Genomic DNA, 17,550 nt, shown 5'->3' with positions numbered 1-17,550 from the left:
CCGTTTCGTTGACGGAGGCGGTCTTCGCCCCGGTTCGAGGCATCCGGCAAGACCCAGACGAACCGATTGAAGCCTTCCCGGCCTCGGTTCCGACCTTGCCAACTCTCCTGAATCGCGGTACAAGTCCGCCTCGAAGACACAGACCGCTCGGGTCGTCCCACGGACGGGAACGGTCTTGCGGAGCGATCGGGTCTCGACGCTCGTCACATCTGCTGCGATCACGTCTTTTTGATGCCTTGGGGGAGATCACCCTCCCTCGTCTTGCGTCGCGTCTCGGTCCATCGTCCCATCGGCAGAACCAGGCCGACGGCATCAGCCGATCCCCCTTTCGGATCGGCCCCTTGCCTTCGGATCGCTCGGGATCGAGAGCCCATGAGCGCAAGCCATCGTTATCGACCGCACCCCCCTCGGACGGCAGACCGACCCGATCCGCTCGTCGGCGAGCCGTCGCGGTCCCGCCGTCTCGCGCGGCCGACGATCGCGGCCCTCGCCTTCGGGGTCTGTTTCGTCGCTCTCGGCGCCGATGCCGACGGCCCCTACGGCCGGCTCGTCACCGAGATCCGCATCGAGGGCAACGAGTCCGTCTCCGAGTCTCGCATCCGGGCCAAGCTCCTGACGCGGGCCGGCCGGCCCCTCGATCCCGACACGGTCGAGAGCGACTTCCGCTCGCTCAAAAATACCCAGTGGTTCTCCCACGTCCGCGCCACCTTCCTCGAAGACTCCGACCGCGGCGGCATCATCCTCCTCTACAAGGTCGAGGAAATGCCCGTCCTCGACGCCGTCGAGTTCCGCGGCCGCTGGGCCATCAGCCAGAAAAACCTTGAGGAAGCCACCGGCCTGAAGGCCGGCGCCCGCGCCGACGGCATCCGCGCCCGCTCCGCCGTCGCCCAGATCCGCCGCCTCTACGAGGAAAAAGGCTACCTCCAGGCCGAGGTCCGCCTGCTCGAAGGGGCCGAGGCCGGCGACAAGCGCGTTGTCTTCGAGATCTTCGAAGGGCCGAAGTTCAAGGTCGGCGCCGTCGACTTCGAGGGGAACACCGTCTTCTCCGACGCCACCCTCAAGACCAAGATCCAGTCCAAGCCCCCGATCCTCGGCTTCCTCGGCCCCGGCTACAACGCCGAAGGCCCCGAGGAAGACGCCCGCCGAATCGTCGAGGCCTACCAGGCCATCGGCTACTTCGAATGCCAGTGCACCCCCGTCACCCGCCATGGCAGCCGCGTCGGCGACCTTCGCCTCAGCTTCGTCATCTCCGAAGGCCCCGAGTACTCCGTCCGCGAAATCCGCTTTGAAGGCCAGGAACTCATCGCCGAGGAGGAACTGCGCGAAGGCCTGGTCCTCCACTCCGGCCAGCCCTTCCGCGACAACCTCCGCCAGCGCGACATGATCACCCTCACCGAGCGCTACACCGCCATCGGCTGCATTGATGTCGATATTGTTCCCGAACCCCGCTTCACCGATACCCCCGGCGTCGTCGATCTCGTCTACACCATCAACGAGGGGGACCGCTACCTCCTCGGCGCCATCAACATCAAGGGGAACGAACGCACCCGGGCGAAGGTTATCCTCCGCGAGCTGGCCGCCGCCGGTCTTTTACCCGGCGAGCCGCTCGACGGCCGCCGCATGGAAACCGCCCAGAAGCGCCTGGCCAACCTGAACTTCTTCGTCACCGACCCCCAACAGGGCGAGCCGATCAAGATGGCGATCTCCAATCGCCGAGGCCCCGACGCCCCCTACGGCGAGGTCGCCCTGCCCGACCTCGACGAGATCGTCCGCCAGGCCCGCTTCCAGACCCCCGACGAACCGCTCCAGCTCGCCCAGGTTCAACCGGCCGGCGACAACGCTCCCGTCCCTCTTGTCCACTACCAGCCCGCTCCCCAAACGCCGGAGGCCGATCCCTCCGTCCAGCGCGCTCGGTTCCAGGAGGTCGACGACCTCGGCCCCCCCGGCGGGGTGCCCGATCTGCCGCCGATCCCCCCCATCGACATCGAGCCCCTCGCCCCCGGTGATGGCCCCGCGGCCGTTGCTCCCTTCGGCTCCGGAGGCGCCTTCGAGCCATCCCCCGACGCCCTGCCGCCGATCGACGTGCCCCCGCTCGTCGAGCCGCTGCCGCCCGGCCTCGGCGGCCGACCGATGCCTCCGTCCGACGGAACGCCGCCCGGCACCTTTCCGTCCACGCCCGGCATGAACTTCTCCGACGTCGGCCCCGACCGCCAGGAGCCGTTCCCGAACCGTTCCTTCGCCGACATCGCCACCCAGGCCGAGCCCCGCGGCTCGGGCCGGTCGTTCGCCGACCTGGATGTCGAGGTCCAGGAAGCCCCCACCGGGCGCATTTTGCTGGGTTTCGGGGCCACCAGCTTCGGCGGCCTCAGCGGCAACTTCATCGTCCACGAGCGCAACTTCGACCTGTTCAACGTCCCCCGCTCGTTCCGAGAACTGCTCAACGGCCAGGCCTTCCGCGGGGCCGGCCAGGAATTCCGCCTCGAACTCTCCCCCGGCACCCAGATCAACCGCGCCGTCGTCAGCTTCCGCGAGCCCGACCTGTTCAATCAACGCATCGGTCTCAATACCTCCGGTTACGCCTTCTCACGCTTTTATCCCGACTTCTTCGAACAACGCGCCGGCGGCCGCTTCGCGCTCGGCAAGCAGTTCGGCACCCAGACCTACGCCGACTTCGCCGTCCGTGCCGAAAACGTAAATGTCTCCGGTTTCCAGACCCCCGCCCCGGCCGAGTTCTACGCCGTCTCCGGCAACACCTTCCTCACCACCCTCCGTCCCAGCCTCCACTTCGACAACCGCAACGACCCGTTCCTGCCCACCAACGGCTCGTACCTCGAATTCGCCTACGAACAGGGGTTTGGCACCTTCACCTTCCCGAAGTTTACGGTTGAAGGCCGCCAGCACTTCACCGTCTGGCAGCGCCCGGACATGACGGGCAAACATATCCTCAGCATGCGAGGCTTCTTCGGCATCTCCGGCCCCGACACCCCGCTCTACGAACGCTTCTATGCCGGCGACTTCCGCAGCCTTCGCGGCTTCGCCTATCGCGGCGTCGGCCCTTACGTCCTCGGCCAGAACGTCGGCGGCACCATGAGCCTGCTCGGCTCGATCGAGTACCAGTTCCCGCTCACCGCCAACGACCAGTTCCAGATGGTCGTCTTCTCCGACACCGGCACCGTCGAGAACGGCTACAGCATTTCCGACTACCGCGTCTCCGTCGGCACCGGCCTCCGCGTCACCATGCCCGCCCTCGGCCCCCTCCCCCTCGCCTTCGACATCGCCTTCCCCGTCGTCAAGGGCCCCGACGACCGCGAACGCATCTTCACCTTCTTCATCGGTGCCTTCTATTGATCCTTTATCCGGCCTTCCTTCTCCCCTCCCCGTGGGTGGCCCCGGTTGCTTGCAACCGGGGCGGCGCAGCCGCTAGAGGCTGACCCAGCCTGACTTTGGGATCTCTCGTCGCTCCGCGTCCCCCGGTTTGCGAGCAACTGGGGCGGCGCAGCGAGAGTCTCGGCTGCCGTGCAATGTTGAGATCATTGAACGAAAGGAGGCTTTTTGGAAAACCGGTTGCTCAACGGCCCGGCAGAGATCAAATTGGAGACATGTCGAATCGACCCATTGCGGACGAGGAACGCTACGTCCACTTCATCACCTTTTCCTGCGACCACCGGCGTCGACTGCTCGACCACGACCATCCCAGGAGGATCGTGCTGGGAGTCCTGAACGGGCAACTGACGCGGCAAGGTGCAACCTGCGTCGGCTTCGTGGTCATGCCCGACCACGTGCATGCCTTGATCTGGCTCCCCCGGACGCATCAGCTCAGCGCGTTCATGCACGAGTGGAAACGGCAGTCCAGCTTCCGCATTCGTTCGTGGTATCGGGACATGGACGCGGCGTATTTCAAGGAGATTGGCCACGGCGATCGCTTCTGGCAACCCAAATACTACGCCTTCGCGGTCCATTCACGGGCGAAGCTGGAGGAAAAGCTGAAATACATCCACCTCAACCCCGTGCGCGCGGGCCTGGTCGAGCGTCCCGTGGACTGGCCCTGGAGTTCGGCCCGCTGGTATGAACAAGGGCGATCGGTCGGCGTCCCGATTGGCTGGGTGGAGTAGCCTTACCGACAGGTGCCTGCCTCTTGCGGCTCCGCCGCCCCGGTTGGCGAGCAACCGGGGCCACCCACACATGCTTTTTGAACATTCCTGGGAATCCACCTCGGGCGGGTAGCCCCGGTTGCTCGCCAACCGGGGTCGCGAAGCGACGCGAGGCCACAATGAGACCTCGGGCGTTCCCTCACGCCTCTTGCGGCTGCGCGGGTGGCCCCGGTTGCTCGTCAACCGGGGTCGCGGAGCGACGAGCGGTCTCGGTGCGGCCTCCCGTCGCCTCTTGCGGCTGCGCCGCCCCGGTTGGCGAGCAACCGGGGCCACCCCCAGTCCGCCTGGGATTGGGCATGCCAGCCAATATAGTCGAAGAACGGATGCCCCAAGACCTGAAACCCGGCCCGCAACTCGTCGAGGGACCACAGGTGCTCCGTATAGTCATCCTGCGCGGACCCGCTGAAGCGGCTCAGGAGGTCGGTCACGAAATCGAAGACTTGTTCGTCGCCCGGATGTCTACCTGATACATCGGCCATGACCACGACCGCCGGCTCGCCACCAAACCGTTGGACCAGATCCGACCAATCCTCCGAATCGAATTCCCTGGATGCGTCGCGATAGAAATTGACGTACAGACAGGGATCACCGGCCGAGTTCACCAGCCACGGCTCCCACTGGGCAGGGTACGCTCGATCGAGGTACGTCGCGACTTCTGCCTCACTCGTGTCCCGGAGGAAGATGAAAACCGATCTCACCGTCGCCTCCCGAAGCCGCCGAAGACGTCGTAGACGGACGAACTTCCGCTTCCAAACACGCCTATTCGTCCACAGAACCCTATCCGCTCAGCCGATTCTCTCGCCATTCTTTCGGCGCGGCAAGCACATTCACGCTGAAACACGGACGAACACCAAGCAGCCAGCACCGAAGCCGATCGGGTTCACAAAGGGCACGGAGGAAGCCCCTCGGGCAACTTCGTGGGCCGATCCGGCCCGCGCGCCGGAAAAAGTGCTTAAACCCGCCCGTCGCCACGATGATATCAGGATACGGCCGATCATCGTCCAAGCACACGACCGTCCACCGCCCGAATCACGCCATGCCCCCGCTCCCGAGAGGCGATCCCCCATGAGCACGCACCACGATCACAACGCTAGCCAGGACCATCCCCGACCCGGACCCCGGACCGAGGAGGGCAAGGCCGCAAGCTCGGCCAACGCCACGACCCACGGCCTGACCGCCAAACGGCCGCTCTCCGAGGAGGAGGCCGAGCGGCTACGGGTCATCGTTGACCAGTGGACGGTCAAGGCCATGCCCGAGACGCCGCCGGAGGAGGCACTGATCGCGTCGGCAGCAATCGAATATGTGCGCTATTTGCGCTGCGTCGAGGCCGAGGAGTCGCGGCTCGGGCCGGCGATCAGGGACGCCGTGCGCGACTGGCGCGAGGCGCAGCGACACGCGATCCGGCGCAAGGCCCAGAACCTGCCGAACGACCCGGAACAGGTCGCCGCCGAGCTGCTCGAATCGGCCTTCGGCATCGATTGGATGCTGCGGCACTGGCGAAACCTGCTGGCACAAATCGACCGAGGGGCCGGCTGGACCGGCGACAACCTAATCCAGGCAATGCACCTGCTCGGCCACAAGGCCGCCGCGCCGACCGACCCGACGAGTCTGGCCGCCTCGCTCTGGCAATACGCCCTGACCGCCTTTCCGAAGGCGTGGAACCTCTCCGCCCCCCCGATCGGCGACCCCGAGGCCGTCGCCCGCATCCGAGCGAGTGTGCTCGACACGATCGCTCACCTCGAAACGCTCCGCCCCGTCGTCTGGGACGAGGTCGACGCCCCTCGTGAACGGGCCGTCGAGGCCGCCGCCCTCATCGACACGTCGAAGGAGGGGCAGCAACGCCACCGCTACCGCCGCGACGCCTCCCGCGACTTTCACCGCAGCCTCGCCGCGCTGACCCGCCTGCGCTCCGAACGCTCGAAGACCAACGCCCGAGAGTCGAAGCTGATGGAGTCGGCAGCCTCCCGGCGCGTCGAGACCCCGGCCTACGTCCCCCCGACGAGCCGCCCCGAGCCGCCCGCGCCGGAATCACGAAACGAACCCCCGCCGACGGCCGATTCTTCGGCAAGCGATCGACGCAACCCCTTCTCCGAACACGGGATGCCCCACGACGCCCCTGCCCCCGCCTCGCTCCCCGAGAGGCGCACCCACGGGCGCACCGAGGGGCGCACCCACGAGCGCACCGAGGCCGTTCGGACCGCCCCGGACGCTCCGGCCGGGCTCTCGAATCGTCCGACGACCCCCAGGACCACCACCGGGCGGAGTCATCCGGAGGGTCCGGCCCACGGGAATCCCCCGAGGCCGGGCAGTGAGCCGGGCGAGGCCGGCTCCACCGAGGTCAATAGCTCAACACGCTGACGATCTCCGTCGGCTCCAGCTTCGACCGGCCCCCGAGGAAGCCCAGCTCCATCAGGAAAGCGCAGGCCACCACCTCGGCCCCGGCGTTGCGGACCAGATCGCAGCAGGCTTTCATGGTTCCGCCCGTCGCCAGCACGTCATCGACCACGAGAATGCGCTTGCCTGGCTCCAGGGCGTCGCTGTGCATTTCGAGCCGGTCGGTGCCGTACTCCAGGTCGTACTCGGCGTGCACGGTCGTGAACGGCAGCTTGCCCGCCTTGCGAATCGGCACCAGGCCGACCCCCAGCGCCAGCGCCATCGGAGCCGCCAGTAGAAACCCCCGCGCCTCGGCCGCGGCAATGCCGTCAATCTTCCGACCCGAAAACGGTTCGGTCAGCCGATCGATCGCCACCCGGAACGCTCCCGGATCGGCCAGCAGCGGCGTGATGTCCTTGAACTGAATCCCCGGCTTGGGAAAATCGGGAATGTTGCGGATGAAGGCGTCGAGGTTGATGCCGTCGGGCGCGGTCATGCGGAAGCGTGCTCCGTGTGAGGCGTCGTCGTCTCAAAGCGAATCGGGTCGAATCAAAAGGTGCCGGCGTGTCGAGGCAGTCGGTCTCTCATCGCGCGTCGCGGCCCGCGGCCCCACCGACGGCCGCCGAGCGCGATCGGGCACGCTGCTCGCAGAAGCGCCGCCAGAGCTTCTTGAAGAAGGTCACTTCCCCCGGCTCCGACCGATCGATCGCATGCCCGAGGAACTGGACGAGGAATCCGCCATCGAACAGCAAAAACGCCAGCACGAAGACCGGCACCGACAGCAGGGTGACGTAGATGGGGATGTACAGCACCCCCAGAATCGTCGGCGGGATCGCCAGGATGTGCAGGACGAAGTTGACCGGCCGACGGTGTCGGGCGATCCAGTCCTGAACGACCGGGTCCGGCGAGAGCGGCGGGCAGATCATCGGTGCGAATCTCAACAGGTGTCCATGCAACGGGGGCGGTCCTGGTCGATCACGGCCTCGGCGATCGACACCAACGCTCGGGCAAACGTCTCGTACCGCGATCGGATCAACGCGGCGAGGGCATCACGGCCGAGAACAGGACGAAGCGTCCCGACCGGAACTCCCGATCGATCTGACCCGCAAACCACTCGACCGCATCGCTTGACGCTGGCAAGGGGGCTCGGTAGCTTGAACCCCTTACGCAACGTACTGGCCAGTAGCCAGGATAGCCACTCCTCGCCCTCGCTCGCAAGCCGCTCCCCCGCCCCGAGCCGCCCTTCGTCTCGCAACGGCCACGGCAACGGATCTCGGCGTTTGCGAGACGAAGGTCCCGTTCCGTTCCCCGGTCACTCCCTTTTCGCGAGACGAGCGAGCATCGCCCTCATGGCTTACGAAGTCACCCTCATCACCGGCGACGGTACCGGCCCCGAACTGGCCGAGGCCACCCGACGCTGCATCGACGCCACCGGCGTCAAGATCAACTGGGACGTCCAGGAAGCCGGCGTCGATGTCATGGAACGCCTCGGCACCCCCGTGCCCGATAGCGTCCTCGAATCGATCAAGCGCACTGGAGTCGCCCTGAAGGCCCCCATCACCACCCCCGTCGGCACCGGCTTCCGCTCGGTCAACGTCTACCTCCGCCAGGCGCTCGACCTGTATGCCTGCGTCCGCCCCTGCAAGATCTACGAGGGGGTCCGCACCACCTTCTCCGATCACAAGATCGACCTCGTCATCGTCCGCGAGAACACCGAAGACCTGTACGCCGGCATCGAGTTCGAGCTGGACAAGCCCGAAACGGCCGAGCTGATCGGCACCATCAAGCGCCTCGGCGGCAAGACCATCCGCCCCGACTCCGGCATCTCCATCAAGCCGATCTCCGTCGAGGGCTCGCGCCGGATCGTCCAGTACGCCTTCGACTACGCCCGCAAGAACGGCCGCAAGAAGGTTACCGCCGTTCACAAGGCCAACATCCTGAAGTTCTCCGACGGCCTCTTCCTCAAGACCGCCGAGGAGGTCGCCAAGCAGAACTCCGACATCGAGTTCGACGAGCGCATTGTTGACAATATGTGCATGCAGCTCGTCCAGAAGCCCGAACTGTACGACGTGCTCGTCCTGCCGAACCTCTACGGCGACATCCTCTCCGACCTCGGCGCCGGCCTCGTCGGCGGCCTGGGTATGGCCCCCGGCATGAACGTCGGCGACAAGGGGGCCGTCTTCGAGGCGACCCACGGCTCGGCCCCCAAGTACAAGGGCTTGAACAAGGTCAACCCGGTCGCCCTGATCCTCTCCGGCAAGCTCATGCTCGACTACCTCGGCGAAACCGACGCCGGCGCCCGCCTCGAAAAGGCCGTTGCCCAGGTCATCGCCGAAGGCAAGGACGTCACCTACGACATGAAGCCCCACCGCGACGACCCCACCGCCGTCGGCACCTCCGAGATGGCCGACGCCATCATCAAGGCCATGGGCTAAGCGATCGGCCTTGGTTTTGATCGCTCCGGAATGAAAACCAGGGGAGGCTGGGGTCACCTCGACCCCAGTCCCCCTTTCCTCCATCGCATCGAACACTTGGGTCGAGACGCTCCCAGTCCTCTTCCCAAGTTCCCAGGAAGTCCGTCCATGGAAGTAGCCTCCAAGCTCGGCGGCCTTGCCGCGATCCTGGTCGGCGGCTTCATGACCTTCATGGCGTTCGGTTTCACGACGCTCAGCGGAGGAGATCGCGACACACCTCCCCCATCGCCCTTGATCGCCCGACTGCTCAGCGATGACGAACTGGGGCCGCTCCTGTTCGGTGGCATTCTGCTCGGCCTCGCCGGCCTCTGGCTGGCCTTCCGAAAGCCCGATGCTCCCTCCTGATGAGGCTGTCAGAACTTCGGCTCCGGTCGATCCTCGACGAGCGATCACATCGGGACACTCTCATGGGTGGAAGCCATCATCGAGCGTGGTTCCTCGCCGCAGGACTTGACTTCTGGATCCTGTGGCTCGGTTGCTGGGCGGCCACGGTTCTGCCTGGGGCTCCAGCTGCCACCATTCATTGGATCCTGGGCAACCTTCTGGCGGCACTGACCGGCGTTGCGATCGGAGCGACCCTGGTTCGCCAGACTCATGACTGAGGGGCTCAACCGTTCCCGCCAACGCTGGGTTCTGAATCCCGGGGGGCTTGCCCACGCCCGAGGCAGGCCACGCCAACGTGGCCAGGGCACCCCTCAGCGTTTATCATCACGTCCAGGGCCACCGGAGGCCTGGCCCCAGTTCGTGCTCTGGAAGCCCTTGCCATGCCCCACGTCGTCTTGCTCGGAGACTCGATCTTCGACAACGCTGCGTATGTCCCCGGTGGGCCGTCGGTCCTCGATCATCTCCGGAAGCACCTGCTCCCCAGTTGGAGGGCCACCCTGCTGGCGGTTGATGGCTCGGTGACCGAAGACGTGGCCCGACAGCTCAAGGAGCTTCCCCGAGACGCCACCCATCTGGTCGTCAGCACGGGAGGCAACGACGCCCTCGGCGCCCGCTCCTGGATCCTGCACGAGCCGGCCGAATCGGTGGCCGGGGTGCTGACCGCCCTGGACGGGATCCGAGAGGCGTTCCAGGCGACCTATCGGACCATGCTCGACCAGCTTCGATCGTTCCACAGGCCGGTTGCCGTCTGCACCATCTACGATGCCATCCCCGGCCTCTCCCCCGCCGAGCGGGCCGGGCTGGCCCTGTTCAATGAGACCATTCTCCGGGAGGCGTCCCGCGCCATCGTCTCGGTGATCGACCTCCGCCTGGCGTGCAACGACCCGGACGACTTCTCGCCACTCTCCCCCATTGAGCCCTCCGCCTTCGGTGGGAGCAAGATCGCTCGCCTGATCCGTCGGGTTGTGGCCGAGCAAGACGTCTCGAACCTCGCCGCCCGCATCTACCGTTGATCGTTCGTTCTCCCTCACCGCGCCAAAGGACCGTCCACGGATGGATCGCATCGCCTTTCACCGACTCATCCGGGGCGAAACCCGAGGCCCTCGTGCCACCCTGGCCAGGGCCGTGCTCCGCGTCGCCGCCGAAGGTTACCGCCTCGGCATCACCTCCCGGAACGCCCGGTTTGATCGCGGCCGGGGGGTCGAACGGGCCGAGGTGCCGGTCGTCGCGATCGGCAACATCACCGTCGGCGGCACCGGCAAGACGCCGATGGTCGAATACGCCTGCCGACACTTCCGCGCCCTCGGCCTTCGGGTCGCCATCCTCAGCCGAGGCTACGGCGCCACCGAGGGCCTGAACGACGAGGGACTCGTCCTCGACGCCAACCTGCCCGACGTGCCCCACTTCCAGGACCCCGATCGCCTGTCGTTGGCTCGGATCGCCGTCGAGGAGTGCGAGTCTCAGGTTCTTGTGCTCGACGACGGCTTTCAGCACCGCCGGCTCGCCCGGAACCTCGACATCGTCCTGATCGACGCCCTCGACCCATTCGGCCTCGGCCACCTCTTGCCCCGGGGTTTGCTCCGCGAGCCGATCCGATCCCTCCGCCGCGCGGGAGTGGTCGTGCTTTCGCGGGCCGACCTTGTCTCCCCCGACGATCGCCGCGCGATTCGAGCCGAGGCCGAACGCCACGCTGGCCCCCTGCCCTGGGCCGAGGCGCGTCACGCCCCTCGCGACCTGATCGACGACGAGGGTCAGGCGTTTCCCCTCGACCTTGCCCGATCAGGCCCGGTCGTTGCCTTCTGCGGGCTCGGGAATCCGGAAGGGTTCCGCCGCACCGTGCTCGGCCTCGGCGCGGACCTCGTCGCCTTTCGGGCGTTCCCCGACCATCACCCGTACGATCGCTCGGATGTTGATTCCCTCATTGCCTGGGCCCGCGAGCATCAGGCCAGCCTGGCCTTGACCACGCAGAAGGATTCGGTCAAGCTTCGCCTCGACCGGTTGGGGCCGGTTCCCCTCCGCGCGGTGCGGATCGGTCTGGAACTGCTCGACGGCGCCGACCTCCTCGACGCCTCGCTCGACCGGATCGCCGCGATGGCTCCTCCCGACCCGGAGCCGTAACGCTCGCCCGCCGCCTCCCCCCTTCCGACTTCGGGAAAGGATTCCCCGATGCGGATCGTCGTCTTCTGCCCGAACCTCGTCGGCGACACCGTTATGGCCACGCCGACGTTGCGAGCCCTCCGCCAGGGGTTCCCCTCTGCCCGGATCACCGCCTTGATCAAGCCGAACGTCGCCCCGACGCTCGACGGCGCCCCCTGGCTCGACGAGCTGATCCGCTTCCATCCGAAATCGGCCGAGCCCGAGCAGCGCATGCCCGGCGTCATCGCCCGGTTGCGTGACGAGCGGTTCGACCTCGCCGTCTTACTGCCCAACTCGATCCGATCGGCCCTCATGGCCTGGCTTGGCGGCGTTGAGCGGCGGGTCGGCTACGCCCGAGGGGGCCGCGGCCTCCTGTTGACCGACCACCTACACGCCCCCCGCGATGCTCGGGGCCGCTTCACTCCCGTGCCGATTGTCGAGTACTATCTCGCCCTTGCCCGGCACCTGCAATGCCCGGTCGATTCCCTTGCCTGCGAGCTGTTCACGACCGTTGCCGACGAACAGGCCGCCGACCTCGCCTGGCAACGGCTCGGCCTGCTCGGTGATCGCCCGGTCGTCTGCCTGAACACGGGAGGCGCCTTCGGCCCCGCGAAGAACTGGCCCGATGCCCACTTCGCCACCCTCGCCCGGCGGCTGGTCAGCGAGCTGGGGGTGAAGATCCTCGTCGTTTGCGGTCCCGCCGAACGGGCCTCGGCCCGCGCGATCGTCGCTGGAGCCGCGCATCCCGACGTGGTCAGCCTGGCCGATGAACCGGTGAGCATCGGCTTGACCAAGGCCAGCGTCCGCCGATCGGCCCTGCTCGTCACCACCGACTCCGGCCCCCGACACTTCGCCGCCGGCTTTGGCGTGCCGGTGGTCAGCCTGTTCGGCCCGACGCACATTGCCTGGACCCGCACCTATCACCCCCTGGCCATTCACCTGCAACAGCCCGTTCCGTGTGGTCCTTGCCAGAAGCCCGTTTGCCCGCTCGGCCACCATCGTTGCATGACCGAGCTGCACCCCGATGCCGTCTTCGAGGCCAGCCGACGCCTCCTCTCCCGGCCGTCCGCCCGCCGCGCGGCCTGATGTTTCGTTTGATCGATCCGGAGCATTCCCAATGTCCACCTGGCTCATCACCGGAGGCTCCGGATTCCTCGGTCGTCATGTCTTGAATCAAATCAGTGCTTCAGATCTTCGAATCTCTCGCGTTTTGGTCCTCGGCCGTCGCTTCCCCGACAACTGGCCCGCCGAGTCCTTTCTTCGCGCCGATCTGAACGACCCCGCCGGCCTCTCCCGAGCCCTCATCACCGTTCGGCCGTCGGTGATCCTTCACCTCGCCGGCCAGACCCCCCCGGCCGACGAGGCGAACCTGCACCGTGTCAACGCGGGCGGCACGCTCGCCTTGCTCCGGGCCTTACACGCGATCGGCCGCCCGTGTCGGGTCATCACCGCCGGATCGGCCGCCGAGCTGGGGCCCGTGCCCGAAGCCTCCCTCCCCGCCGACGAGTCCACTCCCTGCCGGCCCGACTCCCCCTACGGCCTGAGCAAGTGGTTTGCCTCCCAGGCCACCGTCGCCAGCCCCAGACCGATCGAGGGGATCGCCGCCCGGATTTTCAACCCGATCGGCCCCGGCATGCCTGCTTCTCAGGCCTTTGGACGCTTTGCCGCACAGCTCGCCGTGCCGAGCCCTGACCCGCTGCGCCTGCAAACTGGCAATCTCGACGCCCGCCGCGACCTGATCGACGCCCGAGACGTGGCCGACGCTCTCATCGCCCTCGCCCTCCGAGGCCATCCGGGACGGGTCTACCACGTCGGCACCGGCAGGTCTCACCGTATCGGCGACGGTCTCGATCGCCTCATCGCTCTCAGTGCTCGCCGCGTGATCGTCTCCTCCGACCCAACCCCGGGGCCCGGCCCGATCGACTCCCGAGCCTCGATCGCCGCCATCGAGCGCGATACCGGCTGGGCCCCTCGCATCCCGATTGACCAGAGCCTGGCCGACCTCTGGAACTCCGTTCGATCCCGATCTCTCCGGCCTGACGCTCCACACGTCAGCCCTGCTCCACCAGCCCACCGCGCCGAATCGTCAACGCTCGCCCGTCCCCCAGCGACCGACTGACCTTGACCGTTCTCCCAAACCCCCCGACAATCCCGCCCAAGCGGTCCAGGGAGCGGACCGCGCATCCGATTCGCTTCACGTCCAAGGAGGGCGACGCGGTGATCCCCCGCCATCGATCGCTGATCGCCATTCTCGTGCTGACCGCCTTGCTGCAGATCGTGGGGATGATCCGCACGCCGCTCCCCTCGCAAGACGGCCTGAAATTCATCCGGATCGCCCGCGAGTTCGGCGAACAGCCCTGGGCCGACGTGGTCCGCAATGCCGACCAGCACCCGCTCTATCCTGCCCTCATCGCCACCCTGCACCCAGCCATCGCCCCCCGGATCGCCAACGGCCCCGATTCCTGGCGGATCGCCGCCCAGGCCGTCTCGATGCTGGCGATACTCGCCGCCATTCCCCTGGTCTTCGCCCTTGCTCGTCGTTGCGTCGGTCGGCGATCGGCCCTGCTCGCCACCTTGCTGTTCCCGATCATCCCCCTCTTTGCCGAACTTGGGCACGAAACCCTCAGCGATGCCACCGCCTTGCTGTTTGCCGTCGCTGCCCTCGCCTTCGGAACGCAGGCCCTGACCACCGGCCATTCCCGGTCCGCAATCGCTTGCGGACTCTGCGCCGGTCTTGGCTATCTCGCCCGGCCCGAGGTCGCCGTCGTGCCGGTGGTCGTCCTGGCGGGAGGCTTCGTGAACCGCCTGGAACGCATGATTCGGGCATCACGCAAGCATTCGATGGAGCGGGATGGCACGCCGATCCTGCCCCCCCCTCATCTCGGACTGGCGGCATCGCTCCAGAAGATCGCGTTGCTGGTACTCCCCTTCGTGGTCCTGATCGGTTCCTATGCCGCCGTGAAGGGAACGGTGTCCGAGAAGCTCTCGCTCCGAGTCGCCACCGGTCTGGGAGATGGCACTGGCGTCTCGCGGAGCGTGCCGCTCTGGGTTCCTCCGGGCCTCGACGACCCGCGCTGGGACTTTGCGCCAAAGGAAGAATCGGACGCCCCCGGTCGGCTTGGCCTGCTTCCCGCCTCAGTTCTCGTGGCTCGGCGCGCGACCGAGGCGAGCGTTTGGGTGCTCATCCCGCTGGCCTGCTGGGGAGCCTGGCACCACCGCGGCCCTCGCCGATCACGTCCGGCCCGCCAGGCCCTCGGCCTGCTCGCGGTCGGATTCCTGGTCATCCTGATCCGACACACGATGACCACCGGGTATCTGTCCGATCGGCACTGCGCTCTGTTCGTGGTGGCCGTCTTGCCGTGGTCGGCTTTCGGGCTGCTCGATCTGGCTCGACGGTGGGCCGATCGTCGCGCACTCGCTCCAGCACGTCGGCAACGGCTGGCGAGACTGGCCCTTGCCCTGCTCCTCGTCGGTGTCGTGGCCCTTCAGCTCAAGCCCGGCCACGCGAGCCGATGGGGCTACCAGCAGGCCGGCCAGTGGCTCGCCCAGCGCGCCGGACCGGGCGATGCCGTGCTCGATACCCGAGGCTGGGCCGCCTTCGTCTCCGACCTGCGGTCGTACGGACCCTGGCACATTCGCCAGGCATTGACCGACGAGAAGCTCGCTTATATTGTCATCTCTGACGACGAATTGACCGCTGAGAGCCGCCGCGCCGAGACGCTCGCCGCCTTGCTCGACTACGCCGCCGTTCCCGTCGCCGCCTTTCCCGAACGGCAAGGGGGCGACACCATCGGCGTCCACGTCTACCGCTTCGCTCAGCCCGAGTCGTGGGAGGGAATCCTTCGATGAACTCACCGCCAAGCTCCCCCGCCGGCTCCCTGGTTCAGCGCCTCACGCAGGGCACCCGATGGGCCTGGCGATCGCCGAGCCACGGCGACCGCTTGCCGCCCGACCTCGACGCGATCGTCATGCAGATCCAGTCCGACGACCGCCTCCACGCGAAGCAGGGCCGCTCCACCTGCCGCGTTCGCTTCGACGCCCCCAGCGGCCCGCTCACCGTCTACCTGAAGCGGCATTACCAGCTTCCCTGGCCGACCCGACTCGCCGCCCTGCTCCACCCCGACGGCCGCCACTCTCCCGCCGGGGCCGAGTGGCGTCACCTGCACCGGGGACGCGAGCTGGGCCTCCTCGTCCCCGAGCCCGTCGCCGCGGGCGAGGCCATCGGCCCCTGGGGACAGGTGCAAAGTTACTTGATGGTTGAGGAACTCACCGGTTTCCTCCCGCTCCACGAAGCCATCCCGAGCATGATGGATCGCCTTGATCCACCGGCCTTCGCCGCCTGGAAACGACGACTCATCAACGGCATGGCCGAGCTGACCGCTCGCCTCCACCACGCCCGATCATTCCATAAAGACCTGTATCTTTGCCATTACTACATCGACCCTGAGCGAAGCGATTCTCCCCTCTACCTCATCGACCTGCACCGCCTCGCCTCGCACCGCCTGTCGAGCGTCTGGTGGCGGTGGAAAGACCTGGCGCAACTGCTCTTTTCCACGATCGACGTCGAGGGGATCGACGACCGCGACCGGCTTCGCTTCTGGCTTCGCTATCGTCAACGAATGAACCTGAGCTGGCCTGATCTCGATGCCCGCGTTATCCAGGCTCGGGCCGCTCGGTATCACGCGCACAATCTCAAGAAGGTTCGCGGTGGCTGACCCTTCAGACCGTGCGACCGATTCGGACCACCGCCTCGGGAGGGCCTCGATGCATCTTGCGATCACCTTTCAACGCGTCGATCCGTCGAAGGGAGGCGCCGAGACCTACGTCGCCGACCTCTGCCGACGCCTTGTCGAGCGCGGCCACCGGGTTGACCTGTACACCGCCTCCTGTGCCGACGGAGCCGTGCCCCCCGAGGTGCGCATCGTCCCCGTGGCCGCCCACGGCCCGACTCGCTGGGCTCGCATGCTCCGCTTCGCCCGCAACTCCGAATCCGCGATCCGCCAGGGATCGTTCGATTGCTCGGTCGGATTTATCAATACCTGGCATCACGACATCATCATCCCCCAGGGGGGCATCCATCCCGCCAGCCTCGACCACAACGCCCGACGCTTCCCCGAAGGCTGGCGGCGCTCCCTTTACCGCCTCAGCAAGCGAGCGAACCCGAAGGACTGGCTCTACCGATCCATCGAGCGCCGCCAGTACGACCCCCGGCGCGCCGCCCGAGTTGTCGCCGTCAGCCGCTTTGTGCAAGGGCATCTCGAACGGCAATACCACGTCCCGGCCGATCGCATCCGGGTGATTCCCAACGCGATCGACGCGTCCCGGCTTCAGGTCGAGGATCCTCTCTCGGCCCGTCGCGCCTTCCGGTCGCGGCTCGGACTGCCCGACGATGCCCTGATCTCCCTGTTTGTGGCGCACAACTTCCGCCTCAAGGGGCTCGATCCCTTGCTCGATGCCCTTCGGCTCCGGCTCGATCGCCAACCCGGCGCCCGCCCCGTTCACCTGGCCGTCTGCGGCGGGGGCAAGCTCGCCCCATACCGTCGCAAGGTTGAGGCCCTGGGCTTGCAAGACACGGTCCACCTCATCGGTTTCGAGCGCGACATCCGGGAAGCCTTTCACGGTTCCGATGCCTTTGTGCTGCCCAGCTATTACGACCCCTGCTCGCTCGTCGTCTTCGAGGCCCTCGCCTGCGGCTTGCCGGTGATCACCACCGCCACCAACGGCGCAGGAGAGGTCATCACCCCGGGTGTCGAAGGGTTCGTCATCCCCCGAGCCGACGACTTGCCCGCCCTCGCCGACGCCCTCGACGCCCTTTGCGACGACGAGCACCGCCGAACCATGTCGCAGGCGGCGACCCGGTTGGGCCAGGCTCAATCGTTTGATGTTCATCTCAATCGCTTGATCGCGCTTTTTGAAGACGTGGCCGCCGAACGCTCTGCCGCTCGCACAACGCACCGGCCGACCCGTCCCCGACCCACCGCCGCCGCCTGACCTCGCCAGGCTCGGCCGTTCTCTCGACGGAGGATTCCCAA

At 67.0% G+C, this 17,550-nt stretch carries 16 protein-coding genes; 12 read left to right on the top strand and 4 right to left on the bottom strand.

Annotated features, from left to right (window positions below; translation table 11 throughout):
* Positions 1-372 precede the first annotated feature (372 nt).
* A complete protein-coding gene (locus GA615_RS20870) occupies positions 373-3,348 on the top strand; it encodes a BamA/OMP85 family outer membrane protein (RefSeq protein ID WP_161602465.1) in 2,976 nt (991 codons plus the stop codon).
* 251 nt (positions 3,349-3,599) lie between these two features.
* Positions 3,600-4,112, top strand: a complete 513-nt coding sequence (locus GA615_RS20865) for an REP-associated tyrosine transposase (protein WP_152053266.1) — start codon at positions 3,600-3,602, stop codon at positions 4,110-4,112.
* A gap of 218 nt (positions 4,113-4,330) precedes the next feature.
* Here the strand turns inward: GA615_RS20865 and GA615_RS20860 are convergent, their stop codons facing one another.
* Positions 4,331-4,849 carry a hypothetical protein gene (locus tag GA615_RS20860; RefSeq protein ID WP_152053265.1) on the bottom strand — a complete coding sequence of 173 codons (519 nt, stop codon included), beginning with the start codon at positions 4,847-4,849 and terminating at the stop codon, positions 4,331-4,333.
* A gap of 367 nt (positions 4,850-5,216) precedes the next feature.
* On the opposite strand from GA615_RS20860, the gene GA615_RS28485 reads away from it, so the two are divergent.
* Positions 5,217-6,509, top strand: a complete 1,293-nt coding sequence (locus GA615_RS28485) for a hypothetical protein (RefSeq protein WP_152053264.1) — start codon at positions 5,217-5,219, stop codon at positions 6,507-6,509.
* Here GA615_RS28485 and GA615_RS20850 read toward each other — a convergent pair.
* From GA615_RS20850 to GA615_RS20840, 3 genes are all read right to left on the bottom strand, one after another.
* Entirely contained in the window at positions 6,490-7,020 is a 531-nt protein-coding gene (locus tag GA615_RS20850; RefSeq protein ID WP_152053263.1) for an adenine phosphoribosyltransferase, read from the bottom strand. The genes GA615_RS28485 and GA615_RS20850 overlap by 20 nt on opposite strands.
* A gap of 88 nt (positions 7,021-7,108) precedes the next feature.
* On the bottom strand, positions 7,109-7,450 hold the full coding sequence (locus GA615_RS20845) for an Mpo1-like protein (RefSeq protein WP_152053262.1): 342 nt from the start codon (positions 7,448-7,450) through the stop codon (positions 7,109-7,111).
* A gap of 11 nt (positions 7,451-7,461) precedes the next feature.
* Positions 7,462-7,791: a hypothetical protein gene (locus GA615_RS20840; RefSeq protein WP_152053261.1), complete on the bottom strand. Its 330-nt coding sequence runs from the start codon at positions 7,789-7,791 to the stop codon at positions 7,462-7,464.
* Positions 7,792-7,873: 82 nt separating this feature from the next.
* Here GA615_RS20840 and GA615_RS20835 point away from each other — a divergent pair, with 82 nt between their 5' ends.
* The 9 genes from GA615_RS20835 to GA615_RS20795 all read left to right on the top strand — a co-directional run bounded on the left by GA615_RS20835 (position 7,874) and on the right by GA615_RS20795 (position 17,509).
* Positions 7,874-8,959, top strand: coding sequence for an isocitrate/isopropylmalate dehydrogenase family protein (locus GA615_RS20835; RefSeq protein ID WP_152053260.1), 1,086 nt, complete (start codon positions 7,874-7,876; stop codon positions 8,957-8,959).
* Between the two features lie 147 nt (positions 8,960-9,106).
* Positions 9,107-9,343: a hypothetical protein gene (locus GA615_RS20830; RefSeq protein ID WP_152053259.1), complete on the top strand. Its 237-nt coding sequence runs from the start codon at positions 9,107-9,109 to the stop codon at positions 9,341-9,343.
* Positions 9,344-9,762: 419 nt separating this feature from the next.
* Entirely contained in the window at positions 9,763-10,395 is a 633-nt protein-coding gene (locus GA615_RS20825) for an SGNH/GDSL hydrolase family protein (RefSeq protein ID WP_152053258.1), read from the top strand.
* A gap of 40 nt (positions 10,396-10,435) precedes the next feature.
* Positions 10,436-11,500 carry a tetraacyldisaccharide 4'-kinase gene (gene lpxK, locus GA615_RS20820; protein WP_152053257.1) on the top strand — a complete coding sequence of 355 codons (1,065 nt, stop codon included), beginning with the start codon at positions 10,436-10,438 and terminating at the stop codon, positions 11,498-11,500.
* Positions 11,501-11,548: 48 nt separating this feature from the next.
* The gene (gene waaF, locus GA615_RS20815) at positions 11,549-12,604 is read left to right on the top strand and encodes a lipopolysaccharide heptosyltransferase II (RefSeq protein WP_152053256.1); all 1,056 of its coding nucleotides are present in this window, start codon (positions 11,549-11,551) and stop codon (positions 12,602-12,604) included.
* A gap of 31 nt (positions 12,605-12,635) precedes the next feature.
* Positions 12,636-13,637, top strand: a complete 1,002-nt coding sequence (locus tag GA615_RS20810) for an NAD-dependent epimerase/dehydratase family protein (protein ID WP_235905591.1) — start codon at positions 12,636-12,638, stop codon at positions 13,635-13,637.
* Between the two features lie 98 nt (positions 13,638-13,735).
* Positions 13,736-15,367 (top strand): ArnT family glycosyltransferase, encoded by a 1,632-nt coding sequence (locus GA615_RS20805; protein ID WP_152053254.1) that lies wholly within the window; start codon positions 13,736-13,738, stop codon positions 15,365-15,367.
* Entirely contained in the window at positions 15,364-16,233 is an 870-nt protein-coding gene (locus GA615_RS20800) for a lipopolysaccharide kinase InaA family protein (RefSeq protein ID WP_152053253.1), read from the top strand. Before GA615_RS20805 ends, GA615_RS20800 begins: the two co-directional genes overlap by 4 nt.
* A gap of 49 nt (positions 16,234-16,282) precedes the next feature.
* Positions 16,283-17,509, top strand: a complete 1,227-nt coding sequence (locus tag GA615_RS20795; RefSeq protein ID WP_161602464.1) for a glycosyltransferase family 4 protein — start codon at positions 16,283-16,285, stop codon at positions 17,507-17,509.
* Positions 17,510-17,550 lie beyond the last annotated feature (41 nt).

The organism is Tautonia marina (assembly GCF_009177065.1).
In the GTDB taxonomy this organism is placed as follows: Bacteria; Planctomycetota; Planctomycetia; order Isosphaerales; family Isosphaeraceae; genus Tautonia; species Tautonia marina.
The sequence above is the reverse complement of the archived record's forward strand: the minus strand, read 5'-3'. Positions and strand labels throughout refer to the sequence as shown.

Coding starts and splice junctions, on each gene's coding strand:
- GA615_RS20810 (WP_235905591.1), top strand. CDS start 12,636: ATGTCCACCTGGCTCATCACCGGAGGCTCCGGATTCCTCGGTCGTCAT.
- GA615_RS20870 (WP_161602465.1), top strand. CDS start 373: ATGAGCGCAAGCCATCGTTATCGACCGCACCCCCCTCGGACGGCAGAC.
- GA615_RS20845 (WP_152053262.1), bottom strand. CDS start 7,450: ATGATCTGCCCGCCGCTCTCGCCGGACCCGGTCGTTCAGGACTGGATC.
- GA615_RS20850 (WP_152053263.1), bottom strand. CDS start 7,020: ATGACCGCGCCCGACGGCATCAACCTCGACGCCTTCATCCGCAACATT.
- GA615_RS20865 (WP_152053266.1), top strand. CDS start 3,600: ATGTCGAATCGACCCATTGCGGACGAGGAACGCTACGTCCACTTCATC.
- GA615_RS20825 (WP_152053258.1), top strand. CDS start 9,763: ATGCCCCACGTCGTCTTGCTCGGAGACTCGATCTTCGACAACGCTGCG.
- lpxK (WP_152053257.1), top strand. CDS start 10,436: ATGGATCGCATCGCCTTTCACCGACTCATCCGGGGCGAAACCCGAGGC.
- GA615_RS20835 (WP_152053260.1), top strand. CDS start 7,874: ATGGCTTACGAAGTCACCCTCATCACCGGCGACGGTACCGGCCCCGAA.
- GA615_RS20830 (WP_152053259.1), top strand. CDS start 9,107: ATGGAAGTAGCCTCCAAGCTCGGCGGCCTTGCCGCGATCCTGGTCGGC.
- waaF (WP_152053256.1), top strand. CDS start 11,549: ATGCGGATCGTCGTCTTCTGCCCGAACCTCGTCGGCGACACCGTTATG.
- GA615_RS20795 (WP_161602464.1), top strand. CDS start 16,283: ATGCATCTTGCGATCACCTTTCAACGCGTCGATCCGTCGAAGGGAGGC.
- GA615_RS20800 (WP_152053253.1), top strand. CDS start 15,364: ATGAACTCACCGCCAAGCTCCCCCGCCGGCTCCCTGGTTCAGCGCCTC.
- GA615_RS28485 (WP_152053264.1), top strand. CDS start 5,217: ATGAGCACGCACCACGATCACAACGCTAGCCAGGACCATCCCCGACCC.